The organism is Ruegeria sp. AF7, from assembly GCF_056541885.1.
Genome location: NZ_JBQFYX010000001.1, coordinates 21271 through 47692, shown reverse-complemented (window position 1 = coordinate 47692; position 26422 = coordinate 21271). Strand labels below are relative to the sequence as shown.

The 26422-nt window shown below is 57.9% G+C and carries 27 protein-coding genes; 19 read left to right on the top strand and 8 right to left on the bottom strand.

Annotated features, from left to right (window positions below; genetic code table 11):
• Nucleotides 1-27: 27 nt before the first annotated feature.
• The 3 genes from ACR0AP_RS00225 to mdoH are packed head-to-tail and all read left to right on the top strand — an operon-like array spanning nt 28 to nt 4609.
• Complete coding sequence (locus tag ACR0AP_RS00225) at nt 28-1245, top strand: OpgC family protein (protein ID WP_480504547.1); 1218 nt, start codon at nt 28-30, stop codon at nt 1243-1245.
• Nucleotides 1242-2741 carry an OpgD/OpgG family glucan biosynthesis protein gene (locus tag ACR0AP_RS00220; RefSeq protein WP_480504546.1) on the top strand — a complete coding sequence of 500 codons (1500 nt, stop codon included), beginning with the start codon at nt 1242-1244 and terminating at the stop codon, nt 2739-2741. The genes ACR0AP_RS00225 and ACR0AP_RS00220 overlap by 4 nt, the downstream gene beginning before the upstream one ends.
• Entirely contained in the window at nt 2738-4609 is a 1872-nt protein-coding gene (gene mdoH, locus ACR0AP_RS00215; RefSeq protein ID WP_480505782.1) for a glucans biosynthesis glucosyltransferase MdoH, read from the top strand. Before ACR0AP_RS00220 ends, mdoH begins: the two co-directional genes overlap by 4 nt.
• Here mdoH and ACR0AP_RS00210 read toward each other — a convergent pair whose 3' ends face one another.
• Nucleotides 4610-5434, bottom strand: a complete 825-nt coding sequence (locus tag ACR0AP_RS00210; protein ID WP_209503293.1) for a CE1 family esterase — start codon at nt 5432-5434, stop codon at nt 4610-4612.
• Complete coding sequence (locus ACR0AP_RS00205) at nt 5431-5892, bottom strand: rhodanese-like domain-containing protein (protein ID WP_480505780.1); 462 nt, start codon at nt 5890-5892, stop codon at nt 5431-5433. The genes ACR0AP_RS00210 and ACR0AP_RS00205 overlap by 4 nt, the downstream gene beginning before the upstream one ends.
• Before the next feature lie 233 nt (nt 5893-6125).
• Between ACR0AP_RS00205 and ACR0AP_RS00200 the strand changes: the two genes are divergently transcribed.
• The 7 genes from ACR0AP_RS00200 to selD are packed head-to-tail and all read left to right on the top strand — an operon-like array spanning nt 6126 to nt 14218.
• The gene (locus ACR0AP_RS00200) at nt 6126-8996 is read left to right on the top strand and encodes a monovalent cation/H+ antiporter subunit A (protein WP_480504543.1); all 2871 of its coding nucleotides are present in this window, start codon (nt 6126-6128) and stop codon (nt 8994-8996) included.
• Nucleotides 8996-9355: a Na+/H+ antiporter subunit C gene (locus tag ACR0AP_RS00195; protein ID WP_209503290.1), complete on the top strand. Its 360-nt coding sequence runs from the start codon at nt 8996-8998 to the stop codon at nt 9353-9355. Before ACR0AP_RS00200 ends, ACR0AP_RS00195 begins: the two co-directional genes overlap by 1 nt.
• Complete coding sequence (locus tag ACR0AP_RS00190) at nt 9352-10896, top strand: monovalent cation/H+ antiporter subunit D (RefSeq protein WP_480504542.1); 1545 nt, start codon at nt 9352-9354, stop codon at nt 10894-10896. The genes ACR0AP_RS00195 and ACR0AP_RS00190 overlap by 4 nt, the downstream gene beginning before the upstream one ends.
• Entirely contained in the window at nt 10896-11393 is a 498-nt protein-coding gene (locus ACR0AP_RS00185) for a Na+/H+ antiporter subunit E (protein ID WP_209504851.1), read from the top strand. The genes ACR0AP_RS00190 and ACR0AP_RS00185 overlap by 1 nt, the downstream gene beginning before the upstream one ends.
• Nucleotides 11390-11659 carry a K+/H+ antiporter subunit F gene (locus tag ACR0AP_RS00180; RefSeq protein WP_209503286.1) on the top strand — a complete coding sequence of 90 codons (270 nt, stop codon included), beginning with the start codon at nt 11390-11392 and terminating at the stop codon, nt 11657-11659. The genes ACR0AP_RS00185 and ACR0AP_RS00180 overlap by 4 nt, the downstream gene beginning before the upstream one ends.
• A 7-nt stretch (nt 11660-11666) precedes the next feature.
• Nucleotides 11667-12053 (top strand): Na+/H+ antiporter subunit G, encoded by a 387-nt coding sequence (locus ACR0AP_RS00175; RefSeq protein ID WP_209597047.1) that lies wholly within the window; start codon nt 11667-11669, stop codon nt 12051-12053.
• A gap of 5 nt (nt 12054-12058) precedes the next feature.
• Nucleotides 12059-14218: a selenide, water dikinase SelD gene (gene selD, locus ACR0AP_RS00170; RefSeq protein ID WP_480504540.1), complete on the top strand. Its 2160-nt coding sequence runs from the start codon at nt 12059-12061 to the stop codon at nt 14216-14218.
• On the opposite strand, the gene mnmH is transcribed toward selD, so the two are convergent.
• The 3 genes from mnmH to ACR0AP_RS00155 form a co-directional block, all read right to left on the bottom strand.
• Entirely contained in the window at nt 14209-15261 is a 1053-nt protein-coding gene (gene mnmH / locus ACR0AP_RS00165; RefSeq protein ID WP_480504538.1) for a tRNA 2-selenouridine(34) synthase MnmH, read from the bottom strand. The two genes, selD and mnmH, sit on opposite strands and share 10 nt — an antisense overlap.
• A gap of 37 nt (nt 15262-15298) precedes the next feature.
• Entirely contained in the window at nt 15299-15964 is a 666-nt protein-coding gene (locus ACR0AP_RS00160) for an SOS response-associated peptidase (protein ID WP_480504536.1), read from the bottom strand.
• Nucleotides 15965-16146: 182 nt separating this feature from the next.
• Complete coding sequence (locus ACR0AP_RS00155; protein ID WP_480504534.1) at nt 16147-17724, bottom strand: bifunctional metallophosphatase/5'-nucleotidase; 1578 nt, start codon at nt 17722-17724, stop codon at nt 16147-16149.
• Between the two features lie 107 nt (nt 17725-17831).
• On the opposite strand from ACR0AP_RS00155, the gene ACR0AP_RS00150 reads away from it, so the two are divergent.
• The 4 genes from ACR0AP_RS00150 to arsC are packed head-to-tail and all read left to right on the top strand — an operon-like array spanning nt 17832 to nt 19991.
• The gene (locus tag ACR0AP_RS00150; RefSeq protein ID WP_480504532.1) at nt 17832-18170 is read left to right on the top strand and encodes a DUF952 domain-containing protein; all 339 of its coding nucleotides are present in this window, start codon (nt 17832-17834) and stop codon (nt 18168-18170) included.
• Nucleotides 18167-18598 carry a DUF1330 domain-containing protein gene (locus tag ACR0AP_RS00145; protein WP_480504530.1) on the top strand — a complete coding sequence of 144 codons (432 nt, stop codon included), beginning with the start codon at nt 18167-18169 and terminating at the stop codon, nt 18596-18598. Before ACR0AP_RS00150 ends, ACR0AP_RS00145 begins: the two co-directional genes overlap by 4 nt.
• Nucleotides 18595-19653, top strand: coding sequence for a quinone-dependent dihydroorotate dehydrogenase (locus ACR0AP_RS00140; RefSeq protein ID WP_480504529.1), 1059 nt, complete (start codon nt 18595-18597; stop codon nt 19651-19653). Before ACR0AP_RS00145 ends, ACR0AP_RS00140 begins: the two co-directional genes overlap by 4 nt.
• Nucleotides 19650-19991 carry an arsenate reductase (glutaredoxin) gene (gene arsC / locus ACR0AP_RS00135; protein WP_209503266.1) on the top strand — a complete coding sequence of 114 codons (342 nt, stop codon included), beginning with the start codon at nt 19650-19652 and terminating at the stop codon, nt 19989-19991. Before ACR0AP_RS00140 ends, arsC begins: the two co-directional genes overlap by 4 nt.
• Here the strand turns inward: arsC and ACR0AP_RS00130 are convergent.
• Genes ACR0AP_RS00130 through ACR0AP_RS00120 form a run of 3 tightly spaced genes read right to left on the bottom strand, consistent with a single transcriptional unit; the run spans nt 19988 to nt 22246 of the window.
• On the bottom strand, nt 19988-21304 hold the full coding sequence (locus tag ACR0AP_RS00130; protein WP_480504526.1) for an MATE family efflux transporter: 1317 nt from the start codon (nt 21302-21304) through the stop codon (nt 19988-19990). The two genes, arsC and ACR0AP_RS00130, sit on opposite strands and share 4 nt — an antisense overlap.
• A gap of 2 nt (nt 21305-21306) precedes the next feature.
• Complete coding sequence (locus ACR0AP_RS00125; protein WP_267364663.1) at nt 21307-21825, bottom strand: PaaI family thioesterase; 519 nt, start codon at nt 21823-21825, stop codon at nt 21307-21309.
• A 1-nt stretch (nt 21826) separates the two neighbouring features.
• Entirely contained in the window at nt 21827-22246 is a 420-nt protein-coding gene (locus ACR0AP_RS00120) for a PaaI family thioesterase (protein ID WP_209503260.1), read from the bottom strand.
• 115 nt (nt 22247-22361) lie between these two features.
• Here ACR0AP_RS00120 and ACR0AP_RS00115 point away from each other — a divergent pair, with 115 nt between their 5' ends.
• The 5 genes from ACR0AP_RS00115 (at nt 22362) to ACR0AP_RS00095 (ending at nt 26412) form a co-directional block, all read left to right on the top strand.
• Nucleotides 22362-22730 carry a MerR family transcriptional regulator gene (locus tag ACR0AP_RS00115; protein WP_267364662.1) on the top strand — a complete coding sequence of 123 codons (369 nt, stop codon included), beginning with the start codon at nt 22362-22364 and terminating at the stop codon, nt 22728-22730.
• Nucleotides 22731-23000: 270 nt separating this feature from the next.
• Nucleotides 23001-23402, top strand: a complete 402-nt coding sequence (locus ACR0AP_RS00110) for a MerR family transcriptional regulator (RefSeq protein WP_209503256.1) — start codon at nt 23001-23003, stop codon at nt 23400-23402.
• A 42-nt stretch (nt 23403-23444) separates the two neighbouring features.
• Nucleotides 23445-25226 (top strand): acyl-CoA dehydrogenase C-terminal domain-containing protein, encoded by a 1782-nt coding sequence (locus ACR0AP_RS00105; protein WP_480504523.1) that lies wholly within the window; start codon nt 23445-23447, stop codon nt 25224-25226.
• Between the two features lie 55 nt (nt 25227-25281).
• On the top strand, nt 25282-25494 hold the full coding sequence (locus ACR0AP_RS00100; protein WP_209503252.1) for a hypothetical protein: 213 nt from the start codon (nt 25282-25284) through the stop codon (nt 25492-25494).
• Nucleotides 25495-25773: 279 nt separating this feature from the next.
• Nucleotides 25774-26412 carry a glutathione S-transferase family protein gene (locus ACR0AP_RS00095; RefSeq protein WP_480484256.1) on the top strand — a complete coding sequence of 213 codons (639 nt, stop codon included), beginning with the start codon at nt 25774-25776 and terminating at the stop codon, nt 26410-26412.
• Nucleotides 26413-26422 lie beyond the last annotated feature (10 nt).

The following is a 26422-nucleotide window of genomic DNA, read 5'->3' as shown; positions in this document are numbered from 1 at the left end:
AAGACGACCAAAAAGGACAGAGACCGTATGGCGACCATATCGCCCGCTGCTGATTTTGCACCCGTCGCAGCCCCGGCTGCGGCACCCGCCCGCACGCGTGACCCGCGACTGGATTTCTATCGCGGCATCGCGATGTTCATCATCCTGATCGCCCACATTCCTAATGATCCCTGGGCGAATTGGATCCCGGCGCGCTTTGGGTACTCGGACGCAACCGAGATCTTCGTGTTCTGTTCGGGCATGGCCTCGGCCATCGCCTTTGGCGGGGCGTTCCTGCACAAGGGCTGGTGGATGGGCACGGCCCGTGTGGCCTATCGCATCTGGCAGGTTTATTGGGCCCATATTGCCCTGTTCTTCTTCGTCGCCATGACAATGGCCGCGCTGGATCTGACCGGTGCGTTCGAGAAAACCTATGTCTCGTCGCTGAATCTTCAGCATCTCTTCGATGATCCCGCCCCTCAGATGGTGGGAATCTTTACCCTGACTTATGTACCGAACTACTTTGACATCCTGCCAATGTATCTGGTGGTACTGGCGCTGATGCCACTCTACATCGCGCTGTACCGTATCAGTTTCTGGCTGATGGCAGCTGCATCTGTGACCATCTGGTGCATCACCCAGACCGGCGCGCTGGCCCTTCCAGCCGAGCCTTGGTCGGATCGGCAATGGTTCTTCAACCCGTTTGGCTGGCAATTGCTGTTCTTCACCGGATTTGCCTTGATGCGCGGCTGGATTCCCGCTCCACCGGTATCGAAAACCCTGGTCTGGGCGGCTGCCTTGTTCCTGATCCTTTCAGCACCATTCGGATCGTGGAAAGTCTTTATCTGGGTTAACACTGCTGCACCTGAGCTGGGCGCTGTGATCCGCAAGAGCTGGCCATTGACCGAAGAGTTGCGCGGCAAGACCGAGTTTGGCCTGCTGAGGTATGTCCATTTCCTGTCACTGGCCTATCTGGGCTGGGTTGCGGCAGGCGAACATGGTCACCGCCTGATAGCGACGGGTCACGGTTTAGGCGCGCGTGCCTGGCAGTTCCTGCTGACGGTCATCACCAAAGTCGGCCAGCAATCCCTTGCGGTCTTTGTATTTTCCATGGCAGCAGCGCGACTTATCGGCGTTGCCCTCGATCAAGCTGGGCGGGATGTTGCCACCGTCTTTGTCGCCAACATAATTGGCTTTGCCATGATCATTGGCGTGGCTTATCTGGCAGCTTGGTTCAAGTCTCAACCCTGGAAATTGAAGAGATGAATTTCACCCGTCGCGCATTCCTCGTTTCGACGACAGCTTTGGCCTTTGCCCCATCGGCCTATGCGACCGGGGGCACCGTTCCATTTGACCGTGGCCACGTGATCGAACTGGCCCGCGATCTTGCCAGCCGTCCCTATGCGGAACGCGAAATGGTCCCTCAGGAATGGCAGGATCTGACCTACGAACAATATCGCTCGATCCGTTTTCGACTGGACCGCGCGTTGTGGTACGAGACCGAAACGCCGTTTAACGTCGATTTCTTCACACCGGGCCTTTATTTCCCCCGGACCGTCAAGGTGGAAACGGTCGAAAACGGCATGACCACACCGGTCGATTTCGATCTGGGGATGTTCGACAAATCCGATGATGTGCCGCAATTGCCCATCGACGAGACTCTGGGCTTTTCAGGCCTGCGACTGCGGACAGAGATGCACCGCCCCGGCAAAACGGATGAATTCTGCGTCTGGCAGGGCGCCAGCTATTTCCGCGCAATTGGCCTGCATGAGGTTTATGGCCTGTCGGCCCGCGGACTGGCCCTGAAAACCGGCGATCCAGATGGCGAGGAATTCCCCGAGTTTACTCGTTTTTGGCTGGAACGCCCCATGCCCGGCCAACGGAATATGGTTGTACATGCGCTGATGGACAGTCCCAGCGTGACCGGTGCTTATCGGTTCGATGTCACGGCCGGAGCGGATTGCATTATCGATGTCGAGGCCACGCTGTTTCCGCGTGTTGACCTGCCCCATGTGGGCATAGCGCCGGGCACCTCGATGTTCCTGTTCGACCAGACCAACCACAGCCGGTTCGACGATTTCCGTCCGGCCGTCCATGACAGTGACGGGTTGCTAATCCGCAATGGCGCGGGCGAGGTTCTCTGGCGTCCCTTGGCAAATCCAACCCGCCTACAGGTTTCCTCCTTCGTTGATACTAACCCACGTGGTTTCGGGCTGATGCAGCGTAAGCGCGAGTTCTCGGACTATGCCGACCTTGAGGCGAATTATCACAAACGCCCGGGCCTGTGGGTCGAGCCTAAGGAAGAGTGGGGCAAGGGCACCGTTACACTGGTCGAGATACCGGCAGATCAGGAAATCTACGACAACATCGTCGCCTATTGGCGTCCGGCTGAACCCTACGCGGCAGGTAGCAGGGTTGACCTGTCCTATCGCCTGATCTGGGGTGAGGAGCCTCAGCGCACTCCGATGCCACGGGTGACCAACACCGCCATGGGCGAAAATACCTTTGGTGAGGGGCGTTTGGTTGTCGTCGATTTCGAAGGCAGCGAATTGTTCGATGATATCGAGACGATCAGTGTCTTCGTGGATTCCCCTCATGCCGAAACCTCGGACGGTGTTCTGCAACGCAACCCGGATACGGGTGGGTTGCGTCTGGCGTTTTCGTTCCAACCTGAAGAGCGCGATCATGTTGAATTGCGCGCGCAGCTGCTGAAAGACAAACAGCCCGCCTCTGAGGTGTGGCTTTACCGATGGACCATATGAACCGCGATCTGCATATCATGCCGCCTGAAGCACCTCTGGCGATGCCCGCGCAGAATTTCAGCGTAGGGTTCCACGATGCCGATGCCCCGTCGGGCACAGACACGGGTGCGACTGGATTTTGGCGCGCGCTTGCGTTTTCACCGGCGATGGTGGCGACATTGGGCCTGCTATGGATCATGAGCGACTGGTTCAGCGCCCAGGGGATCAATCTGATCGAGGGCATCCTGTTGGCGCTTATCTCGTTCAACTTCTTTTGGATTTCATTCACGGTCTGCACCGTTCTGCTGGGTATGGTGTCGCTGTCGCGACAGGATCGTCCGCAGCGCAAGCGCACAGCACAGCCCCTGCGCGTGGCCCTTTTGACACCGGTATACAACGAAGTGCCATGGAACGTGCTGGGCAACGCCCGCACCATGCTTGAGGATTTGCAGGCACGCGGTGGGCAGCATCACTATGCCATGTTCATCCTGTCCGACACGCGCGATCCTGAAATCGCGGCGCAGGAACAGGCCAGCGTCGAAGCCCTGCGCACCACGCTCGCCCCGGGGCTGGAGTTGTATTACCGCCGTCGCGAGCTAAACACCGACCGCAAGGTGGGTAACATCGCCGACTGGGTCAGTCGCTGGGGCGCAGATTGGGACGCGATGCTGGTTCTGGATGCGGACAGCCTGATGACAGGTCGCGCCATACTTCGGCTGACCGATGCGCTGGCGCGTGATCCCGGTGCCGGGCTGATCCAGAGCTATCCGCAACTGATCGGCGCGCAATCGGTTTTTGCCCGGATGCAACAATTTGCAAATGGAGTCTATGGCATCGCCTTTGCCGAAGGATTGGCGCGCTGGTGCGGGCAAGAGGGCAATTATTGGGGCCACAACGCAATTATCCGCACCAAGGCTTTCGCCACCAGTGCCGGACTGCCCAAGCTGCGTGCGCTCAATGGTCAGGACAAGCTGATCATGAGCCATGATTTCGTCGAGGCCGGATTGCTGCGCCGTGCCGGATGGGCGGTGCGGTTCCTGCCACGCATTCGGGGATCTTACGAGGAAACACCCCCCACACTGATCGATCATGCGATGCGGGATCGGCGTTGGTGCCAGGGCAACCTGCAACACCTGAAACTGCTGGGCTCGACCGGATTCCGGGCCGTCTCGCGTTTTCACATGTTCCACGGTGCCGTTGGGTACTTGATGTCACCGCTGTGGTTTGCGCTGCTGTTGATGTGGGCACTGATCGGTCAGGGCAAAGACGCGTCTGTCCTGCACTACTTCAGCCCCGATAATCCGCTGTTCCCGCAATGGCCGGAAATGTCTGAAACCCGGCACGTTCTGATCATTCTCGTGATGTATGCAATGCTGCTGGCACCCAAGGTGCTGGGAGTTCTGGCTTTGCCGTTAAGCGGTGTGCGCTACTCCGAATTCGGAGGCGGCCTCAAGTTCCTGACCTCGTTTCTGGCCGAGGTCATTCTGTCAATCCTGTATGCGCCAATACTGATGGTGCAACAGATGATCGCCGTGTTCCGGACAGCGCTTGGCATTCAGCGGGGCTGGTCGCCTCAATCACGCGACGGTGGCAGTTACGGATTGCGCACGCTGATCCTGTGTCACGCATTGGAAACCGTCAGTGGCATGGCCTTGAGTGTTGGTATCCTGTCCGGGCTGGTCTCGATCTGGCTGGCTCCGATCGCCATCAGTCTCGCTTTGGCCATCCCACTATCAGCACTCAGCGGTGTTTCGGCCGGTGCCGCACGCCGGATGGTCGGGATGCGCGAGGATTTCCGCGAACCTTCCATCACCCGGTCGGCCCGCCGTTACCGGGCCGAGCTGAAACAACTGGTTGAAGGCAAGATCAAGATGACCCCGGCAGAGTGATCAACTGCCTGGAAGCCCTTCGTACCAATCCACGACCATATCGGCCCAGCCGGCTGGAACTGTATGACCGCCCGGAAACAAGGCAAACTCCAGCGCGCTGCCTTTGGCACAGGCAGTCCAGCGGCGGCGCATGAATTTTCCTGTTGTGCTGAACCCAGCCGGTTTGTGATCGACGCAGCCATTTGCCTCGCGCCAGATTTCGAGCCCGGCATAGATGTCCCCCTGCTGAAACCGGCCACCGCCCAGCAAGCGCCCCTCAAGCGGAACCACGTTGTCGGTCCAGCCGTGGGTATGCAACATCCGGATCGGACCCTTGCAGGTTTCTGGGTGCGGCCGCCAGAATCCCCCGGACACCGGAACATATGCCGAAAATGTCTCGGGTGCCTTGCAGGCCAGATAGTTGACCATAAAACCACCAGCCGAAAACCCGCCCAGCATGACCCGGTCGGTGTCGATACCAAAGCGGTTTACCGCGTCCTGAACCACTTCAGACAGAAAGGCGGTTTCATCCCGTTCGCCAAAACCGGGATAGAAATTCCAGCTTTTTGTGCCACCACGGTCGGGCCTCTCCAAGCCTTCCGGAGCCATGACAGCATAACCCCGCGCCAGCAGAGGTTCGACCATCCCGCGATTTCGCATCGTGCCTGAACCACTGCCGCCATACCCGTGCAGGAACACCACCAATGGCGGGTTTTCTGTGTCGGGCAATTCGATGTGATACGCGCCCATCGGCGTCTCGCAAACGCTCTGTTGATCGGCGCAGCCCGCCTGGACCGTCTGCGCGACAAAGGCAAAGATTGCTGCAAGACTGATTTCCCTGATCATCCCGCATCCTCAATGAATCTGCGAACCGGCAAACCGGCCCTTACCCATCCCGGCCCGGCCGCCGAGCCCAACATTCCCTCGGGTACGTCGATGATATTTGTGAATCCGGCTTCAATCAAACGATTGCTGAGGCGCGCGGACCGCACCCCTCGGGCGCAAATCAGCGCCACGGGAACAGCCTGATCACCACCGGTCATTTGTGTCAGAACGTCGACGAAATCCTCGCGCCGCATATCCAGCGGTACCGCGCCCTCGCCAATTCCCGAGGCGCGCCACTCGCGCGGTGTGCGGATATCAACCAGCAGAACGCGCCCGTCCACAGCCTGCTCATGGGCGTCGGCCACACTGATCCGGCCGCCGCTGTGATCCTCGGGGATCAGTCTGTATTGCCTGATCGCAAACCCGGCAGCAATCGCGGCACCGACGCCAATCACTACCCACCGTCGGGATCGGTTCATTTTTTCGGCCACACCTCAGCCTCCTGTTCGCTGGTGCTGTTTCTATCACAACCAAACAGCAGGTTGCGCGGTGAAAGACAGCTCGCAGATCAAGATCGCGTCATTAATGCGCTGCGCCGCCAATACCTTGGTGATCCATTTCAGCTCGTTAAAAAGTTGCCATCTCTGGACAGTCGGCAAAATATCCTTACAAAATTGACCTCACCCTGACCGCCCAGACCGGAGTATCGCACTTGTCCCTATTCCTTATTGCGGCCCTTCCCTTCCTTGGTGCTGTATTTCCCGCACTGCTGATCCGCGCGGGCCGAAATGCCGCCGCATCCGCAGCCGGGTTGACCACATTTCTGGCCCTGATGGGGCTGCTGATCCACATCCCTTCGGTAATGCGCGGAGACGTCGTGACTGCCCGGTTTGACTGGATACCGAGGTTGGGCCTGAACGCGAATTTCATGCTGGACGGGCTGGGATTTCTTTTCGCCTTGCTGATCCTTGGCATTGGATTGCTCATCATCCTCTACGCACGGTTCTACCTGTCGCGCGAAGATCCGATGGGGCAGTTCTATACCTATCTGCTGCTGTTTCAGGGGGCGATGGTTGGTATTGTCCTGTCCGACAATATCCTACTTTTGATTGTTTTCTGGGAACTTACATCGCTCAGCTCATTCCTGCTGATCGGCTATTGGAAACACCTGCCCGATGGCCGTCAGGGCGCGCGCATGGCTTTGGCCGTCACCGGCTCGGGCGGGTTGGCGATGATCGCCGGGATGCTGATCCTCGGCAATATCGTTGGATCCTATGACCTGAGTGTCATTTTGCAGAACAAGGAGCTGATCCAGGCGTCCCCCTACTACCTGCCAGCGTTGATCCTGATCCTGCTGGGCGCCTTCACCAAGTCGGCACAGTTCCCGTTTCACTTCTGGCTGCCCCACGCAATGGCCGCGCCGACGCCGGTGTCTGCCTATCTGCACTCGGCCACCATGGTGAAAGCCGGTCTGTTCCTGATGGCGCGGATGTGGCCTGTTCTGGCAGGAACAGATGCGTGGTTCTACATCGTGGCCACGACTGGTCTGATCACCATGCTGCTGGGTGCGGTCATCGCGCTGTTCAAGGATGATCTAAAGGCGTTGCTGGCCTTTTCGACTGTATCCCATCTGGGCCTGATCACCATGCTATTGGGCTTTGGCACTAAAATTGCCGCCGTGGCCGCCATTTTCCACATAATCAACCATGCGACCTTCAAGGCCGCCCTGTTCATGACCGCCGGGATCGTGGATCACGAAACCGGCACGCGGAACCTGAAACGGCTGGGGGGTCTGCGTCACCTGATGCCGATCACCTTCACCATCGGCACCATCGCGGCCCTGTCCATGGCGGGTCTGCCGCCGCTGAACGGCTTTTTGTCGAAAGAGATGATGCTGGAAGAGACCGTTCACACCACTTGGTTGCATTCACATTATCTGGTTCCGGGGCTGGCACTTTTGGCGGCGCTGTTCTCGGCCGCTTATTCTTTCCGCTTCGTCAGCCATGTTTTCCTTGGACCCAAGCGAGAAGACTATCCCAGCCATCCGCATGACCCGCCTGTCGGGCTGTGGCTGGCGCCCGCACTGCTGGTTGTACTGGTCGTCCTGATCGGTCTGAATTCCGCCGCGATCGTTGGCCCCCTGATCGCCGTGGTTTCCAGCGCGGTGATAGGCGGCGAGAAGCTGCCGTATTACTCGCTCAAACTGTGGCATGGCTTCACGCCCGCACTTTACATGTCGGTTGTTGCGACATTGGGCGGCCTTTTCCTGCTGGCGCTGCACAAACGCGGCGAGCAGGTCTGGAATGCCCTGCCCCGGCCCGAGGCCAAGGTAATCTTTGAGGCTATCATCGACGCGCTGACCAGATTAAGCCGCTGGATCACCGATGAAATGCATAACGGTGTTCTCAGCCGCTATGCGATCATCTTCGTCGCTTTCACCGTGGGCCTTGGTTATTACGCCTATTCGACAGGAACCATCGGCGTGGAAACCCGCGTTCCGCTGCCAGCGCAGATCATTCCGATCATCGGCTGGATTTGTCTGGTGGGCGCAACGCTTGGTATCATGTGGTTCCACCGGAACCGCCTGTTGTCGCTGGTGCTGATCGGCGTCGTGGGCCTGATCGTTTCCATCGCGTTCAACTATCTTTCCGCTCCTGACCTTGCCCTGACGCAAATCTCGGTCGAGGTGGTAACGATGATCCTTTTGTTGCTGTCGCTGAACTTCCTGCCGACCGAGACGCCATGGGACAGCAGCGCGGCACGGCGATGGCGGGATGCCGCGATTTCCGTCATTGCCGGTCTTGGTACTGGCGCGCTGGTTTACGCGATGATGATGCGCGATTTTGCATTCCCAACGATTTCAGAATTCCATCTGGCCAATTCCTACAAGGGCGGTGGCGGCACCAATGTGGTCAACGTGATCCTCGTCGACTTCCGGGGTTTTGATACGTTTGGCGAGATCATCGTGCTGGGCATTGCCGCGCTGATTATCTTTGCGCTGACGGAATCCGTGCTAAGCACCAATGTCCGCAGTTACCTGCTGAATCGCAAACCGCACTGGCCGCAGTCCGGTGATTCACACCCGCTGATGATGGTTGTGGCGACCCGCGTGATGATGCCGATTGCGCTGATGGTCGGGGCTTATATTTTCTTCCGTGGGCACAACCAGCCGGGCGGCGGATTTATCGCGGGACTGATCGTCGCCATCGCCTATCTGATGCAATACATGGCCAGCGGCTATACTTGGGCGATCGAGCGGCAGCGGTTTTATTACCACGGCACCATTGGCTGGGGCGTGCTGATCGCCGCCGCCACGGGTCTGGGGGCCTGGTTCAATGAACGCCCCTTCCTGACCAGCGATTTTGGCTATCTCCACTGGCCCCCGCTTGAGGAATTCGAATGGGCCACCGCCATGCTGTTTGACACGGGCGTGTTCCTTGCGGTTCTGGGTGCGGTCATGCTGGCACTCGACAGCCTGTCCCGCTTTGCGTGGCAGCCCGGAATGGCACAGGAATTCCCGATGGATATCAATCCCCTGCGGGACTCTCCACCGGAAAAAGAACAAGAGAAGGAGCAGGCCTGATGGAAGCGCTCGTAGCCTCTGCCGTAGGTATCTTGACCGCTGCCGGAATATTCCTGATCCTGCGCCGCCGGACGTTTCCGGTCATTCTGGGCCTGTCGCTGATCACTTACGCAGTCAACGTGTTCCTGTTCGCGACCGGGCGTCTTGCGCTGAACGCCCCCCCGGTTCTGAACAAATACAAGGACGTCGCTTATACCGACCCTTTGCCACAGGCGCTGGTGCTGACCGCAATTGTGATATCTTTTGGGATGACCGCGGTGATCGTGATGATTTCGCTCAGCGCGTACCTGTCCTCCAAGGATGACCATATCGACATGACAGCGCAGGACAGCGTGGACGCAGCAGGAGAAGACGCATGAACCACTGGATCGTTGCGCCGATCGTCCTGCCCGCGATCCTGGCTCCGTTTAGCATCATGGTCCTGCGATACCATCTGGATCTGCAGCGCATCTTTTCCGTTGCCGGTGTTGTGGCCTTGCTTGGGATTGCGCTGACAATCACGGCGCAGGCTTCGGGCGGAGATATTCAGGTTTACGAGCTTGGAAACTGGCCCGCCCCGTTTGGCATTGTCATGGTACTGGATCGAATGTCGGCCATGATGGTGCTGCTAACCGCGCTGCTGGCCTTACCGATTGTCCTCTATGCAATAGCTTCGGGCTGGGATGATCGGGGCAAACACTTCCACGCCCTGTTCCATTTTCAGCTTATGGGTGTCTGCGGCGCATTTCTGACCGGAGATGCCTTTAACCTTTTCGTGTTTTTCGAAGTTCTGCTGATCGCCTCTTACGGTCTGATGACCCATGGTGGCGGTGCGGTACGGTTGAAGGCGGGTGTGCAATATGTGGCTTACAACCTGTTGGGATCGACCTTGTTCCTGTTTGCGTTGGGCACGATCTATGGTGTGACCGGGACACTGAACATGGCGGATATCGCCTTACGGGTTGCAGATATCCCGGCCGAGGATACAGCATTGCTGCGGGTTGGCGCGGTCCTTTTGCTTTTGGTCTTTTGCATCAAGGCCGCCGTTCTGCCCCTGCATTTCTGGCTACCTGCCAGCTATGCCAATGCGCCAATGCCCGTTGCGGCCCTGTTTGCAATCATGACCAAGGTCGGGGCTTACTCGATTCTGCGGATGTTCACACTGGCCTTTGGCCCCGATGTCGCAGCGACAGAGGGTCTGGCGGGTGAGTGGTTGCAACCTGCTGCACTTGTCACTTTGGCTGTCGGGACTATCGGCATTCTGGGGTCAAAACATATCGCCCGCATGGTGGCGTTCTGCGCGATTGCATCCATGGGCACTCTGTTGATCGCAATCTCGCAATTCACGCCTGACGCAACAGCCGCAGCGCTGTACTATGTGTTCCATTCGACGCTGGCGACAGCCCTGCTGTTCCTGGTTGCCGATCTGGTGATGGCGCGGCGGGGCGGGGCCATCGCACCAACGCCCCCCATGCCGCAAAGCGGGCTGGTGTCTGCACTGTTCTTCGTGGGGGCGATTGCAATGGCGGGAATGCCGCCCTTGTCCGGCTTTATTGGCAAGCTGCTTGTGCTGGACGCCTCGCGCGATGCTTCGGATGCCACGATGGTCTGGGCCGTGATTCTGATCAGCTCTTTCGTCACAATTATCGGACTGGCCAGAGCCGGGACATTGATCTTCTGGAAAAGCCATGACACTCAGGCTGTTCCAATAGAAATGCCCGCGGAAAACGAGGCTGCCCCTGAACCGGTCGCACCGGAACCGCAACCCGGTCTTGCCTTTACCGCCGTTTTCGGCGCCGTAGCCGGCCTGATCCTGCTGACATTGTTTGCGGGCCCTGCACTGGAATATACCAGCCAAACCGCAGAGCAGCTGTTCACGCCTGAAAACTACATCTCTGCCGTATTGGGAGGGGCCGAATGATGAAACTGCTACACCGGATATTTCCGCACCCTCACCTGACCATTTTGTTGACGATCGTCTGGATCCTGCTGGCGAACAAGCCGTCGCTGAATTCTCTGGTCTTTGGCCTGATCCTTGGGATCATCATTCCCTTTGTCACACAACCCTACTGGCCCGACAGGCCCAAGCTGCGCAACTGGCCAATGGTCGCCGAATACATGATCGTAGTGCTGTGGGATATTGTCGTCGCGAATGTGACCGTGGCCCGCATCGTCTTGTTCAAACGCAATGAAGACCGGCGGCCCAACTGGGTGTGCATTCCACTGGAGCTTCGGACACCCGAGGCCATAACCGTGCTGGCCGGGACCATCACGATGACACCCGGCACCGTCAGTTGCGACCTGTCGGCACAGGGGCACAATCTGCTGGTTCATTGCCTTGATGCACCAAACCCGGATCAGGTGCGCGACGAAATCAAGCAGCGCTATGAACGTCGCCTGAAGGAGATTTTCGAATGATCGAATACGCAATCTACTTTGCATTTGCCTGTTTCGGCGCGGCGATCATGATGTGTCTGTGGCGGATCATCACCGCAGACGGCGTTGGGACCCGGGTTCTGGCTCTGGATACTATGGTCATCAACACGATTGCCCTGATGATCCTTTATGGCCTGTCGAAAGGGACCGAGATTTTCTTTGAAGCGGCCATGATCATCGCGATGCTGGGTTTCGTTTCGACCGTCGCATATGCGCGCTTCATGCTGCGCGGCAACATCATCGAATGAGGGCGATATGACATTCATTGCAGAGCTGCTGATCGCCGTTTTCCTTATAATCTCGGGTGTTTTCGGGTTTGTCGGGTCCTTCGGCATGATCAAGCTGAATGACCCTATGTCCCGCCTTCATGCGCCGACCAAGGCGACTACTTTGGGTGTGGGCGGGGTGTTGCTGGCTTCGATCACCCATTCCGTTCTGCTGGAAGGCAAACTGTCGCTGCACGAGCTTCTGATCACGCTGTTTTTATTCCTGACGGCTCCGATCACGGCCCTGTTCATTGCAAAATGGCACATTCACCGTCATGAACTGCCCAGTGACCTGCCCGATGCTGGCGAGGATGAGCTTTGGGCCACCCATGCGGTCGAGCAGGTCGAGGATGTTCCGGACCACAGCGCGAATTAACACAAATGCACACATCTCCGCTGCCCCTGACCCGTGATCTGGTTTTAATTGGCGGCGGCCACACCCATGCCCTGCTGCTGCGCAAATGGGGAATGAGCCCTTTGCCCGGCGCCCGGGTAACCGTGATCAACCCAGGCCCCACCGCCCCCTATTCCGGGATGTTGCCCGGATATGTCGCCGGACATTACGACCGGTGGGAGCTGGATATCGATCTTGTCAGACTGGCCCGTTTCGCAGGTGCGCGAGTGATCTTGAGGGCGGTCAACGGCATCGACACCGAAACACACGAAGTGCACGTCCCCGGGCATCCTCCGGTAGGCTTCGACGTGGCTTCGGTCAATGTAGGGATCACGTCGGACATGCCCGCCCTGCCGGGCTTTGCGGAATATGCAGTGCCAGCCAAGCCGTTGGGACCCTTTGCCGCAAAATGGGCCGAGTATCTAAAGGGTCAAGGGCCAGCCGCGGTCGCCGTGATCGGTGGCGGCGTCGCGGGCGCCGAACTGGTCATGGCGATGGCGCACGCGTTGAAAGCCAGAGGGCGGGCGGCACAGATTACCCTGATCGATAGTGCCGCGGCCCTGACTGCAACCAAACCCAAGGCGGCGGCAACAATCCGGATTGCAATGCACGACCTTGGTGTAGAGGTGATTGAAAACGCGGTGATCACCCGGATCGGGCAAGATCACGTGGAACTAAAGGACGGGCGCACAATTCCGGCTGGTTTCGTGACCGGTGCCGCCGGAGCCCGCGCCCATGACTGGATTGCAAACACAGGGCTTGACCTTCATGACGGATACATCCGCGTAAACAGCTACCTGCAATCCAGTGATCCGGCTGTGTTTGCCGCCGGGGATTGCGCCCATCTTTCGGACAACCCCAGACCGAAGGCTGGCGTTTATGCGGTGCGCGAAGCGCCAATATTGTTCGAAAATCTGCGCGCAAGGCTCGGCGCGGGGCGGATGCAAAGATACACACCGCAAAAAGACTATCTCAAACTGATCTCACTGGGTGGCAAGTCAGCACTGGCCGAGCGTTTGGGAACATCGTTCAGCGGCCCGTTGATGTGGACATGGAAGAACCATATCGACCAGACCTTCATGAACAAGTTTCGCGACCTGCCGCAAATGACACCACCCGCTCTGCCGCGCGACCGGGCCGCCGGGCTTGATGGGGTTTTGGGTGAAAAGCCCATGTGCGGCGGATGTGGAGCAAAGGTCGGGCGCGACGCATTGCAGATCGCCCTGAAATCCCTCCCCGCCCCTACTCGTACCGACGTCACCCCCCTGCCCGGCGACGATGCCGCGCTTTTGCAAACGGGCGGGGCGCGGCAAGTCATGACGTCCGATCATCTGAGGGCTTTCACCAACGATCCCACACTTATGACGCGTATCGCCGCCATTCACGCCCTGGGGGATATCTGGGCCATGGGGGCTGCACCTCAGGCAGCCACGGCAACGATCATCCTGCCACGCATGTCTGCCGCCCTGCAAAGCCGCACAATGTCCGAAATCATGTCCGTCGCGAGTGACGTCATGCGCGATGCGGGCGCGGAAATCGTCGGCGGGCACAGCTCAATGGGCGACGAGATGACGGTCGGTTTCACGTTGACCGGCCTGTGCGAAGCTACCCCGATTACATTGGCGGGTGGTCAGCCGGGGGACCGTCTGATCCTGACCAAACCCTTGGGAAGCGGTGTTCTGATGGCGGCGGAAATGGCCGGTCTTGCCGAGGGGGCCTGGGTCGCGGCAGCCTACAAACATATGACACAGCCCCAAGGCGATGCAGCCCGCATTTTGGCCAACGCCCATGCGATGACCGACGTGACCGGGTTTGGTCTGGCCGGGCATCTGCAAGGCATCTGTGACGCATCTCATTGCGGCGCTACGCTTGATCTGGACGCGGTAAATGTGATGGACGGTGCGCTTGCGCTGACGGATCAGGGGGTCCGGTCAACGATTTTTGCCGACAACAGCACGATTGCGCCCAATCTTCCGTCCGGGGACAAGGCGGCGCTGCTTTTTGATCCGCAAACAGCCGGGGGTTTATTGGCCGCCGTGAATGCGAAGGACGCCGAAACCCTTCTGCAAGATCTTCTGGACGCGGGATATCCGGCAATGATCATTGGCCAGCTGACCGACACACCGGGTTTGCGCCTTCAAACCTGATCCAGCAGGCTTTCAATTTGCGCGGCCGCGTTGCTCAGCCCCGTGTTGTCCAAAGTTTCCACATCAAGACTGGCCAACACTTGCACCGGGCGGGATTGCCGGGATTTGGTGTATGCGGGATCATAATGCTGTTCCATCAAGGCCCGTGTCAGCGCCTGTTTTTCACCCGCATCGATCAAGCGCAGCCACCCGTCCACGACCTCATGCCCGCGATGGAACCGCAGCGGCGATAACCGGTCACGCAAACGGTCACCGTCAGACAGGATGTCGTGATAAGCCCGCACCAGATAGGCCGAACGTGCTTCAATCGAAGCCGTGATGTTCACACGCGGAGCATTACACAACGCGTTCCAAAGGCTGGGTGGCAGGATCAAGCTGCCAATTTTGGATGATTCCGCTTCGACCACGACTGGACGCGCCGGATCCATTGCACACAACGCAGCGGACAGAGCAGATTCAAACCCCTTCTGACTGGGCTGCCCTCCCGGCCTTTCGCCCAGCAAGGACCCGCGATGGTTGGCCAGCGCTTCAAGATCCAGAACCTGTACGCCTCGTGCCTGCAACACAGCCAAAAGATCGGTCTTTGCGGTGCCCGTGTTGCCATCCAACGCGATCAGCCGATGTGGCAAGGGATCATCGTACAAATAAGCGTTCACCAATCGACGATAGGTGCGATAGCCACCTTCGACCACTTCGGCGCGCCACCCAATTTGTTGCAACATCCATGTGAAAGATCCGGAACGCTGTCCACCGCGCCAGCAATAAACCAAGGGGCGCCACGCTCCGTCATGATGGCTGAGGTGATGTTCGATGTGATTGGCTGCATTGCGGAATACCAAAGCAGCGCCCAGCTTGCGCGCCAGAAAGGGGCTTTCCTGTACATAAATGGTTCCGACCCGGGCGCGTTCCTCATTATTCAGCACCGGCAGGTTCATTGCACCCGGCAGATGATCTTCGGCAAACTCGGCAGGGCTGCGAACGTCAATCACGGTATCATAGCCGTGCGCGTAAAGTTGGGTCAGGTCAGGAAATTTCAGAGCCATGCCGAAGGTCTAGCTTGCCGCGTTTCCAATGAAAAGGTCACGCGTCATAAGGTTCGATCAGCTCAGGCCCGCTGGCCCGGTTCGAGTTCACCGCAGGATCGACCCGGTGGAAGGTCAGCACGTCCTCGTGCCCTGGCTGCATCAGTCGTGCGGCCCCTTTTCCGGCTTCACCCAACCATAGTGGCCAGTCTTTGGGTTCTACGATCAAGGGCATTCGCTGATGAATGACCTCAAGCCTTTTGTTGGCAGCCGTCGTCACGATTGCACAAGTGCCCTGACGTTCGCCTTCAGGACCCCAGTCCTGCCAGACCCCGGCAAAAGCAATCGGAGCTTTGTCCTGACGGTGGATATACCAAGGCAGGCGCGTTCCCTGTTTCGTTTTTGTCCATTCATAGAACCCAGTCGCTATGATCAGGCAGCGGCGCGTCCGGCAGGCATCACGAAAGGCGGGCTTGTCCGCCAGGGACTCGGCCCGGGCGTTGATCAGCAACGGCCCCGCTGTTTCGGTCTTGTACCAATGTGGCAGAAATCCCCAGCGCAGCTCGTCCAGATGACGGCCTGTTTCGCCACTCCGCACGACATGTACCTGATTTGTCGGACAAACATTGAAATTCGGCACCACAGGTAGCGCATTTGCTGGGCGCGCGGAAAACAGCTGCGCCATTGCGTCGTTTGGAAGAGTTACTGCAAACCGTCCGCACATGAGTAATGAACCACCGATACAATGCTAAAGCACCGAATTCCGACTTTTATTAGGAACCGATACCAATATTCGTACTGGGTCAACCGCGCTCTGGCCGGAATACGATTTCAGCTGATCGGTTCCCAAAAAAACAAAAAAGCCGCATCACGAGGATGCGGCTTTTGTCTTTTCTATGAACACAGTTACTTCTGTTTGATACGCCCGTCGACATAGGGCTGATAGGGCGCATTTTCCGCCAGGTATTCCGCGGTGACATCCGCAAGGTCCGGGCCGAAGTCATAGGCGTTCTTGTCGTCGCCTTCGAACATCTTGTACCCGTCACCGCCGTTGCGGACGTAGTTGTTGGTGACGACCAGGTAGGTCTTGTTCGGATCGATCGGAACAAAACCGTCACCCTCGGCAACCATTACCTCGCTGACGCGTCCCTCGTTCGGCGCAACGCTTGGATCCCAAGTGAAGCTTAGGCCGGCGACCTGCGGGAAGCGACCTTTTACTTCTTCCACCTGACTTACACCATTCTCAAGCGCGTCAATGACACCCTGTCCGCTGATTTCAAAGGTCGACAGTGTATTCTGGAATGGCAACACAGTCAGAACCTCGCCCATGGTCACATCACCGGGGTCTATGGACGCCCGCAATCCACCCGAATTGGCAATCGCGATCTGAACGCCCTGATCCGCCACGCGCGCCAGCATCGCATCGGCAACCAGGTTGCCCATCTGACATTCCTGCACGCGACAAATTGAGCGATCCCCTTCAATGGCTTCTGCAGCGCTTGCAACAACCTTGTTGCGGATTTCATCCAAAGGCACCGCCAGTTCCGCAATCCGGTCCAGCGCGGCCTGATCCTCGGTCACTGCGTTGTCCATGATCAAAGGCTCGCCAGCTGCCTCGACCACTTTGCCATCGTCATCGAAAGTAACGTTCAATTCGCCCAGAAACTTGCCATAAGCATAGGCCTGAACGATCTGTACGCCGTTTACCACTGTTGGGTACGGACCTGCCGCCTTATCCGACACATTCGAAAGATACGTGTTCGAATGCCCGCCGACGATCACGTCAACACCAGTCGTCTCTTGCGCGACACGCTGATCGACGCCATAGCCGGAATGGCTGAGAACGATGATCTTGTTGACACCCTCACCTGTCAGTTTATCGACCTCGGCCTGCACAGCTGGCACCGGGTCCGAAAACGTGACGTTGGGGCCGGGCGAGGCAAGCTCATCCGTGTCGATTGGGGTCAGGCCGATCAGGCCGATCTTCTCGCCGCCTACTTCGATAACGGTCGCTTTCTTGATCCTGTCCGTCAAAAGCTCTTCGTCGCGAATATCAGCGTTGGACATCAGAACCGGGAAGTCGACCGAGTCGATGAACCCCCGCAACACTTCAGGGCCGTCATCAAACTCGTGGTTGCCAACGGTCATGGCGTTATAGCCCAGCTTGTTCATGAACTCCGCCGCGACCTTGCCCTTGTAGTAGGTATAGAAAAGGGACCCCTGGAACTGGTCACCTCCATCCACCAGAATCGAGTTTTCTGCCCGTGCGCGCGCATCGGCAACTGCCGTAACAAGGCGCGCCGATCCGCCAAAGCACTTACCTTCTGCATTGTCTTCCGCACCGCATCCGCTGTCGTATTTGTTGATCGGCTCAAAGCGCGAATGGAAATCGTTGGTGTGCAGAATTGTCAGCTTGTAATCGGCTGCTGCGGCACCCGCCGTCAGGCCCAGCACCGCGACCGAAGTTAAAAATCGGGTCAACATCTTGGAACTCCCTGTTATTATTGCCGGGGATCGTGCGCTGATGTCGACCGAGAGTCAAAGGAGAAATCCAGCTTGATTCCAAGCGCCGTGCGGGGCATCAGGTCATCATGCTGATCTACAAGATTTTCCGAGCCGTCGAATGGGCTGAACTGCAAAGTCTGGGCACCACAGACGGAGCACCCATTGACGTGTCAGACGGGTTTGTTCACTTTTCCACCGCTGAACAAGCTGCTGAAACCGCCGCCAAGCATTTTGCGGGCGTTGAAGGGCTTACGCTGTTGGCCTGTGATGCCGATGCCATGGGCGATGACCTGAAATGGGAAGTGTCGCGAGGAGACGCCCTGTTTCCACATCTGTATCGTCAGATCAGGTTAAGCGACGTTGTCTGGGCGCGACCCCTGCCTTTTGTCGGCACGGCACATCAGTTTCCCGAGGACATGGCATGATATCTTATGTCGATCCGGATCGCGGCCAGTTCGAGGCGTTCAAGGCCCTGGACCGCGACCAGCCGATCGAAATGCTCAATCTGGTGAAGTTCCGCGCCGAGGCGCAGTATCCCAAATCACATGAATTGGCGGGCGCAGGGTTGACCGGGGCGCAGGCCTATCAGAAATACGGGGTTGAAACCGCCCCAATCATTGGCCGTATCGGGGCATGCATCCTGTGGCGGGGTGCATTTGAAACGACTCTGATCGGACCGGCTGATGAGGTATGGGATGCCGTCTTTATCGCACGCTATCCGACTGCATATGCGTTTCTGGAAATGGTGACTGATCCGGCCTACCGGGCGGCGGTGGTCCATCGGCAGGCTGCGGTAGAAACCTCGCGCCTGATCCGGTGCGGATCAAGCAAAAGCGGGAAAGCGTTCGGATGAAACTGACCGAGAAGTTCGGGCTTGCGGCCCTGCACTGCATGGACCCCGAAACCGCCCACGGGATGTCGATCAGGGCTTTGAAGGCGGGGCTTGCGCCTGCGCCGGGGCCGGTGACAACACCGCGTCTGAAAACCAGCCTAGCCGGGTTGGACCTGCCTAACCCGGTAGGATTGGCCGCGGGCTTCGACAAGAACGGTGAGGTTTTGGCACCCCTGTCACGCGCTGGATTTGGTTTCATCGAAGTCGGGGCTGTCACACCACGCCCGCAACCGGGAAACCCTAAACCACGCCTGTTTCGCCTGACCGAAGACAAAGCAGCGATCAACCGTTTTGGCTTCAACAACGAAGGCATGGAGGTGATGGCAAAACGGCTTGCTGATCGCCCCCAAAATGCGGTGATCGGCCTGAATCTGGGCGCCAACAAGGACAGCGAGGATCGCGCGGGTGATTTCGTAAAGGTGCTGGCGCATTGTGCCGCGCATCTGGATTTTGCCACGGTCAACGTGTCATCCCCGAATACGGAAAAGCTGCGGGATTTGCAGGGCAAGGCGGCGCTAAGCGCGCTTTTGAACGGTGTGATTGAAACCCGTGATGCGCTGCCTCGCCCACTGCCCATCTTCCTGAAAATCGCGCCGGACCTGACCGATGCCGAGTTGCAGGACATTGCCGATGTTGCGCGCGAGACCCGTGTGGATGCCGTGATCGCCACCAACACCACCCTGTCGCGTGACGGGTTGCGCAGTTCGCACAAAGGTGAAACCGGCGGACTGTCCGGCGCACCGCTGTTCGAGAAATCAACACGTGTTCTGGCGCGGCTCAGCCAGTTGACCGGGGGTGACATTCCCCTGATCGGCGTGGGTGGCATCAGCAATGCGGAACAGGCCTATGCCAAGATCTGCGCCGGGGCATCTGCTGTGCAGTTCTATACGGCGATGGTGTATGGCGGCATTTCTCTGGCGGCTGACATTGCGAACGGGCTCGATGAACTGCTGGCCCGCGACGGCATTGAGAATGTAGCCCAAGCCGTCGGCAGCAAACGAGAGGACTGGCTATGATCGAATATTGGCACAACCCGCGCTGTTCAAAATCCCGCGCCGGACTTGCGTTGCTGGAAGAGAATGGCGCACGGGTCACGGTGCGCAAATATCTTGAGGATGCACCATCAATCGATGAGCTGCGAGCGGCACAATCCGCATTGGGGCTTTCGCCCGTTGAGATGATGCGCACCGGAGAATCCCGGTTCAAGGAACTGGGGCTGACAAAGACCTCGCCAGACGACGCCCTGATCCGGGCCATGGCTGAAAACCCGATCCTGATTGAACGTCCGCTTGCCATTGCGGGCGATAAGGCTGCCATCGGGCGTCCACCGGAAAACCTTCTTACGCTGCTCTAGGCCACCTGCGCCTCGAGCTTGGGATAGCGCCACCCCAAAGTCACGCCACGTGCGATGTTAAGCACCATCAACGCGGCCCACAGGCCGTGATTTCCGAAACTTGGCACCAGAATGAACAGCGCAACCAGATAGATAGCGACCGATTGGAACATCGCCCTACGCATGGCCCGGGTCCATGTTGCACCTATGTAGATGCCGTCAAACATCCAGCTTGCCACGCCGATAACGGGTGCCAACGCGGCCCAGACAAGAAACTCGCGCCCGGCCTCGCGCACCTGCGGCGATGTTGACATGAGGTCGATCAACGCCGGTCCGGCGACAAAGAAAACCACACCCAGTAACAGGGCACCCCCAACACCCCATTGCGAGGTCATGACAGACGCGCGGCGCACCTGATACCTGTCTCTGGCACCCACCGCGCTTCCGACCAGCGCCTCGGCGGAAAAGGCGAACCCGTCCAGCGCGAAAGCCGTGATTTCAAGAAACTGAAGCAAGACCTGATTGGCCGCCAGATTGACATCACCCAGATCCGAACCGACGAAAAGAAAAGTCGTGAAGGATCCGGTTAGCAAAACCGACCGGATCATGATATCGCCGTTGACCTGCAACATCCGTTGCAGCCGAGCGGCATCAAATATGCGAGCCCAGTCGCGCCAGATTCCGTCTTTGAACCCATCCCGACACAGCCAAAGGCCCAGCGCCAGACCGGTCCATTCCGCAATCAAAGTGGCAATGGCAACCCCTTCGACACCCCAGCCAAGACCAAGCACGAACCATAGATCCAGAACGATGTTCAATCCGTTCATCCAGACCTGAAGAACAAAAACCCCACGCGTGCGTTCAACCGCAATCAACCATCCGGTAACCGCATAAAGCGCGATAGTTGCTGGCGCCCCCCAAATTCGAATCTCAAGATAGGCGCGGGCGAGCGTTTCGACCTCGGGGCTCGCCGGAGATAAAGCGAACGCACCCGCGAACACGGCCACTTGTGTAAGGATAAAGAACAGCCCAGCCGCGCCGCCAAGCATCAGGCCGCGCATCAGCAATGCCCAGGTTTCAACAGCGTCACCTGCCCCGCGTGCCTGCGCCGCCATCCCGGTGGTTCCCATCCGCAAGAAACCGAAGATCCAGTAGATCGTTGACAGGATCACCGCACCGATCCCGACCGCACCAATAGGCGCTGCCTGCCCCAACTGGCCGACAACGCCGGTATCAACTGCCCCCAGAATCGGAACGGTGGCGTTCGACAGGACAATCGGCACAGCGATCTTCAGCACCCGTCGATGCGTGATGGGCGCCGAGGCGTCCTGCATGGTCAGCTCTTGCCCCGAGGCGGTTGCGGCATCAGGAAATGCCCGGAGGCCTGCGCAAACAGTTTCGCATGGTTGTCCTGCCAGGCTTCAACCCGTACCGAAGCGTAACGCCGCCCTGACCGGCTGATAAATGCCCGCGCATAGGCGTCTCGCGGCAAGCCCGAACGCAGATAGTCGACGGTAAAGTCGATTGTCTTGGGAAACCGGATGCTTTCGTCTGACACGATTGCCTCTGCATCGATCTCTCCGCTTTCAATACTTGGGAACATGTGTTCCCAGCTCAGCGTGATAACCGCTGTTACCTCCAAAAAGGCAGCGGTCACGCCGCCATGAATTGCAGGCAGAAACGGATTGCCGATCAGCTTGTCATCGAAATTCAAAACGCCGGTCAGCTCATCCCCGCGCCTGTCAAAACTGATGTTCAGGAAACGTATATACGGTACGCCGTCGACAAGCGCACGCAGGGCTGCATCGCGGCGCTGCTTGACCACCTGCATCGGCTCGGGACGAGGTCTTGGCATATTACTTCCCTTCAACCGTAAAGGACCCTGAGGCTGTCGCCACCGGCAGGTCTGTGTCGTTGTCCATTGCGGTGGCCCGCACGAAGGCAACGTTTCGCGTGATATGGTGACAGACGGCATGTGCAGTAATCGTCTGACCTGGCGTCGCCGCGCGCATATAGTCTATCCGCAGATCGATTGTTGCGGTTCCTCCGGGGGCCGATGGGTGGCTCATCACCGCAGCGCCACAACAGGTGTCCAGAATCGTGGATATCGCTCCCCCATGAATCACCCCTGTACGCGGATCCCCGATCAGGTCTTTGTTGTAGGGCAGAGTTATCTCTGCCTCACCCTCGCCGATCTGCGTGAGCGTAAGGTTCAATGCCCGCGCATGGGGGATCGCCTCGATAAACTGGCGGGCTAAAACTGTCTTATCGACCATAAGTATGCGTCCTGTTCTCTGCACCGCCTTTATGAGCCGGTGTTCCGGTAAAGAGCAAGCCTACCTGTTGCGCTTGGGATCGGGACCGCCTAGGTTGCTGACGAGGAGACCGGGAATGTCCAACAACCGTTTGTCATTCAAAGAAATGTGCGCCGAGTTTGACGTGACGCCGCGCACCCTGCGCTACTACGAATATATCGAGCTTTTGCAACCGGACCGCGAAGGGCGTTCGCGCTTTTACGGGGCCCGGGAATGCGCGCGGATGAAACTGATCATGCGCGGCCGAAAGTTTGGTTTTCCTCTAGAAGAGATTCGCCAGTGGCTTTTGATCTATGAAGATCAGGGCAACGAGGCGCAAATGGCCACCTTCGTCGAAATGGCAGACCGCCAGATGAGTGAACTTCAGCAGCAGCGCCAGCAATTGGATGAGGCAATGGACGAACTCAAAAGCCTGCGCGACCAAACGGCCAAGTCGCTGGAATAACCTTTTCCGATATTTCATAATCAAGCATTGCAGGTGGCAGAACCTGTCGAAACCGGTGCGCATCCCCTTCAAGGCACCCGTTTATTCATGCCGGAAATCAGTTGACGTAACGGTAACAAAATTACGCCGAAAGGCCCTTACGTGCACGGATGTTACGTCAACTTCAAAGTGACGCAGCGTCTGGATTACGTAAACGTCACTCACATGTTGTAAAGCACCCACCAACTGCGCAACTCATGTCTCATGACGCCAGTGACGAGAGTATGACGAATGACCGAAGATGTGATGACCATCCGCGAGATGTGCGAGACCTATGATGTCACACCACGCACCTTGCGGTTCTATGAGGCAAAGGAACTGCTGTTCCCGATCCGCGAAGGCCAAAAACGTCTGTTCACCAAACGTGACCGGGCGCGGCTGAAGCTGATCCTGCGCGGCAAAAGATTTGGGTTCAGCCTCGAGGAAATTCGACAGCTGCTGGATCTCTACCACGTGGGCGATCAACAGGTCACCCAGATGAATCGCACTTATGAAATCGCGTGCGAGCGTCTGGCTGACATGGAATCGCGCCGCGAAGAGCTGACGCAGGCCATCGACGATCTGAAAGAGCAGTTGCGCTGGGGCGAGAAAGTCATCGCCTCGATGAAACAGGAAAAGAAGGCGGCCGAGTAACCTCGCACTGCCTTCCGGACATATGAATTAAGGGAGCTTCACATGCCCGTTTACAACGCGCCAACCAAAGACATGCAGTTCATTCTGCACGATGTTCTGAAAGTCTCACAGTCGGACATCCCCGGCTATGATGAACTGGAAGCCGAATTCACCGGCGCAGTTCTGGAAGAAGCAGGCAAGGTTGCCGCCAACGTCCTGCATCCTTTGAACGTTGTTGGCGACACCGAAGGGTGCCGGTTGGAAAACGGTATTGTGTACACCCCTACCGGGTTCAAAGACGCCTTCGAGCAGATGAAGGAAGGGGGCTGGACTGGCCTCGACATGCCGGAAGAGTATGGTGGCCAGAACATGCCCTACGTGATCGGCACAGCCGTAGGTGAGATGTTCTCGGGCTCCAACCAGGCATTCACCATGTACCAGGGCCTGACCCATGGCGCAGCCTCGGCCATTCTGGCGCACGGAACAGACGAGCAGAAGAACAAATACCTGCCCAACATGGTCAGCTGTGAATGGACCGGCACCATGAACCTGACCGAACCGCATTGTGGGACCGATCTGGGCCTGATGCGCACCAAGGCAGAACCGCAGGGTGATGGCAGCTATAAGATATCAGGCCAGAAGATCTTTATCTCGGCTGGCGACCACGACATGGCAAACAACATTATCCATCTGGTGCTGGCCAAGATCCCAGGTGGCCCCGAGGGCATCAAAGGCGTGTCGCTGTTCATTGTGCCCAAGTTCATTGTGAACGAAGACGGCAGTCCGGGCGAACGCAACGGCGTATCGGTCGGAAAGATCGAAGAGAAAATGGGCATCCACGGCAACTCGACCTGCGTCATGAACTATGACGAAGCCACCGGCTGGCTGCTGGGCGAAGAGCACAAGGGCATGCGCGCCATGTTCACCATGATGAACGAAGCGCGTCTGGGTGTGGGTATGCAGGGCCTGTCGCAAGCCGAAGCGGCCTATCAGAATGCTCTGGAATACGCCAAGGATCGTTTGCAGGGTCGCGATGTGACCGGCGTTAAGAACCCGGATGGTCCGGCCGATCCTCTGATCGTGCATCCAGATATCCGTCGCAACCTGATGGATCAGAAAAGCTTTACCGAAGGCGCGCGCGCGTTCATCCTATGGGGCGCGACCATGATCGACAAGGCGCACCGCGCGGGAGACAAGGATGCGGACGGGCTCATCTCGCTGCTGACTCCGGTCATCAAAGGCTTCCTGACCGACGAAGGATACGACATGACCGTTCAGGCGCAGCAGGTTTATGGCGGCCATGGCTACATCGAAGAATGGGGCATGTCGCAATATACCCGCGACGCCCGCATCGCGATGATCTACGAAGGTGCAAATGGCGTTCAGGCGCTTGACCTTGTGGGTCGCAAGCTGGCGCAGGATGGCGGCAAGCACGTCATGGCGTTCTTCGAGATGGTCAAAACCTTCTGCAAGGAAAACGCGGGCCAGAACGAAGCATACGACAAGGCGTTCATCGAACCGCTGAAAGCCGCATCCAAGGATTTGCAGGCCGCTGGCATGTATTTCATGCAGGAAGGCATGAAGAACCCGAATAACGCATTGTCCGGTTCCTATGACTTTATGCACATGTTCGGCCATGTTTGCCTGGGCCTGATGTGGGCGCAAATGGCGAAAGCGGCTCAGGAAGCGCTGGATGGTGGAGCCTCGGACAAAGAATTCTACGAGACCAAGATTGCCACCGGCCGTTTCTACATGGCCCGCCGCCTGCCCGCGACAGCGATGCATCTGGCACGCATCCAGACCGGCGCGGACACGGTAATGGCACTGGACGCGGCGAACTTCTGATCTCAGTCTGGGTCCGGGCAACACCGCCCGGACCCAGCTTACCGGAGGAGACCAAATGCCAAAACGTTTTCGCCTGACCCGCCGCTTTCCGGTTGCGATGACTGAAGATGGGTATCGCAAACTCAAAGCGTTCGCGCGTGATGCCGGTCTGGACGAAGGTGAGGCGCTGTCTTTCTTGTTCGAGAATTTCAACAGCGTGATTGATGAGGAGAACCTGACCCACCGCCTGCGCATCTTCAATTCCGAACTTGAGGCACGGAAGAGGTGAACTGCTGCGGAGAAAACTCATCGGCGACTTTAATTTAAATGCCGGACGCCTCCGGCGGGAGTATTTGTGAAAAGATGAAGCGGCGATGCGTCCCTGCCACCGGGCACACTCGCCATCAGGACAGGAACGACTTCACCTTTTGCGGTCATCGGCTCTCCAGCCTGTACCGCACGACCACTGAATACGAAGATGGTTGATGAAACGTTACCTACTGCCCTTCATCTTTTCAAAAATACTCAAATCCGGCCTAGCCACATGCGCCTTGGGAGGGGCGAGCACATGACCATCAAACTTCATTGCTTCGGAGAAAGTGGAAACAGCTACAAGGCTGCTTTGGCTCTGGAAATGTCCGGTTTGGAGTGGGAACCGGTCTTTGTCGATTTCTTCAAAGGTGTAACCCGTACGCCGGAATATCGTGCTGACGTAAACGAGTTGGGTGAAGCACCAGTTCTGGTCGATGGAGATTTTCACACCAGCCAATCCGGTGCGATTCAGGCCTATGTCACGGAGAAATCCGGCAAGTTCGGTGGCAAGGACCGGGAAGAAGACTACGATATTCTGCGTTGGGTTTTGTGGGACAATCACAAACTCAGCTCAATGGCAGGTTTGACGCGGTTCCTGATCAATTTCCTACCCGAGCAGCACCGCAACCCTGATGTCATTGCATTCAATAAAGGGCGTTTGAAGGCAGCTTATGAGATCCTGAACAACCACCTGGACGGCCGCGACTGGATCGTTGGTGATGGTGTGACCAACGCCGACCTTAGCTGCTGCGGCTATCTGTATTACCCTGAACCATTCGGTTTTGACCGTGCCGACTGGCCCCATATCGACGCCTGGCTGACCCGCTTGTCCGAACAGCCCGGTTGGAAGCACCCCTATGACCTGATGCCCGGCAACCCGTCGGATCGAGCTTGAGGAGAAAACC